The 2717-nt window shown below is 24.9% G+C and carries 2 protein-coding genes; both read right to left on the reverse strand.

Annotated elements, in window-relative coordinates; translation table 11 throughout:
• Positions 1-81: 81 nt before the first annotated feature.
• Positions 82-1719, reverse strand: a complete 1638-nt coding sequence (locus tag QOZ93_RS13945) for a putative ABC exporter domain-containing protein (protein ID WP_307357456.1) — start codon at positions 1717-1719, stop codon at positions 82-84.
• Between the two features lie 11 nt (positions 1720-1730).
• Positions 1731-2462, reverse strand: coding sequence for an ABC transporter ATP-binding protein (locus tag QOZ93_RS13950; protein WP_307357459.1), 732 nt, complete (start codon positions 2460-2462; stop codon positions 1731-1733).
• Positions 2463-2717: the final 255 nt, after the last annotated feature.

A 2717-nucleotide genomic window follows, 5' to 3' on the forward strand; every position in this document is an offset into this window, starting at 1 on the left:
GCTATTTTCATTTATATATTGATGGTATAAATAGAACTTTATTACATAAGATTATTGTCAATAGGATTTTAAATCCATTTATTAAACACTAGTGAAAATCAATATTAAGTTAAATATCACAACACAACATATTCCTATTAATAAACATAACGTTATACTGCCATAAGCTTTGTAAAGATTTTTTACTGCAATTATACCAATAAAAAGTACTGCATAGTTAAAAATAGATGAAAAAAAACTCTTACCAATCTTTAATTTTGAAGATAGAAATTTAGGAAGCAAATTCTCCATAAAAATCATATTTGAAAAAAGTATAATAAAAATAATCCATAAAATCACTTGTAAAAAATTAATTGCTGGATTGGCTATTACTAATACAATCATAGGTATTAACATTAAAGTGTGTGCAATTATATTATAAAAACCTACATATAAAATTTTAGTAATTATATCCCCAGGTAATAAAGATAGATAACTTTTTTCCATATCATGTTCTATTATACGCGCTGAACTTCCAGATATATTAGAATATAAATATGCAAATAAAAGCATTACTCCATTAAACACTAATGGTTCATTAATAACGCTTATACTTCTTGTGAATACTCTAATTACAATAGATATCACTGTAAATAGACTAGTACAAATAATCACCTTTTTCCTACCTGAAAAACGTTTAAAGTATATATTTGCCTTATAAATAAATGCACCAGAACCTTTAAATTTTAATTTATTAAAAACATCATTACTGCTTTTAAGGAACTGCTTACTAAATTTTTTATCTTTGAAAGGTTCATCTGATTTCTTTGAGATTTCTATATCCTTTATTACCTCATTAAGTTCTGATACTCCTTCACTAACTTCCTCATAATAATCTACTCCGAAGTATATTGCTAAACCATTAATTATCAAAGATATAAGAGCCAATATTATAAAACTACTATATGTTAAACTACCATTTTTATATGGATATAAAATAAATTCCTTAATCGTTGATAGCAAAGGTATTCTATCCAAAATATTTATTTTTATAAAATTAGCATATTCCATATAAGTATGAAATCCATTAAATATACTTAAGTTAAATATAATCTTATATCCTATAAAAGTAAAAATTCCAACAATGAATAGCAATTTTAATGAATTTATTAGTTTAATACAATTAAATCGAACCTTTAAGGAAAACATTAAGTAATTAACTCCAGAAAAACTTAATGTAAGTAATGCATATCCTATAGACGCTATAAAAAATTTTAATATACTTACCTTACATATGATACAAATAAATATGAAAAAAAGCATAAAATAAAAAATGTTTTTAATAGCTTCTCTTAAAAGACAATATGTCATTATAACTCTCTCATTTATTGGACTTGGAAATAAATAATTTATATCACTAGATTTAAAATACGATGTATTAAAAGAAATTTCTGAATTTAGAAATTTGATTACTATATATAAGAACACCGCTATCATTATAACAAGATCTACAATACCACTATTAAATATCATAACAAAAAAATTATCATTAGGATTTTTAGCATAACTCCTTGCTCCAGATATTATAAAAAAGCCTATAAATCCAAATGCAAAAATAATATCCTTTACAACTTTTATTGCAGATATTGGATCACTAAGTAAAAATTTTATAACTCCTTTACTCTTTAAAAAGTTAATCCTTAAAAGTCTTACAAAGTCATCTAAAACACTATTACACATTACTACACCCCCTATTTTAAAGTACTTTCTGATTGTGTAGTAAGACTTACAAATAAATCTTCCAAACTTTCATCTTCAGAGCAGTTAATAGACTCTTTAAGAGCAAGTTTATTTCCTGAAAATATAATGTTTCCCTTTTTCATTATTATTATATTGTCTCCTATTTCCTCAACTAATGCTAGCATATGAGTACTAATTAAAATAGTCTTTCCTTCATTTCTCAAAAACTTAAAACTTTCCTTTAACTCCTTAATCCCTATAGGATCTAACCCTATAAAAGGTTCATCAACAAAAAAGATTTCTGGATCATGTAAAAGAGCCATAGAAATTGAAACTTTTTGCCTCATTCCTTTAGAAAGACTTTGTCCAAATTCATCTTTTTTATCTAATATGTTGAAGTTGTTTAAAATTTCTTCAGATTTTTTTTCCCAATCTTTTAACCCATATGCAAAAGCTATGAACTTCATATGTTCCCAAACCGTTAAATATGAATATATTTCAGGTGTTTCTGGTATATAAGCAATCTTATTTTTATTTTTCTTTAATGCTTCACCATTAATTAATACTTCACCATCATTCTTTTTCAATAACCCTAAAATACTTTTAATTGTAGTTGTCTTTCCAGCACCATTAGGCCCAGCTAAGATTGTAACTTCACCATCTTTTAATGTAAAGTTTATATGATCTACTGCTAATGTTTTCTTATAACTTTTAGTCAAATTCTTAACTTCCAAAACATACATAATTTATCTTCCCCTCTAAATATTACTTTATTTATAATACATTAAAATATACTGTATGAACATATTAATCTAATACATTTAAGATTATTTTAAGTTTTTGGAAATATAACCGAAATTAATTCTAAGATATTTAAGGTTACTTTAAGTTTTAAAAATATAAAAAAAAATCATCTTACGAATTGTAAGATGATTTTTGGTGACTCACCGGGGAATCGAACCCCGGACACCATGATTAAAAGTCATGTGCTCTACCGA

This window comes from Hathewaya limosa (assembly GCF_030815255.1).
Lineage (GTDB): Bacteria > Bacillota > Clostridia > Clostridiales > Clostridiaceae > Hathewaya > Hathewaya limosa.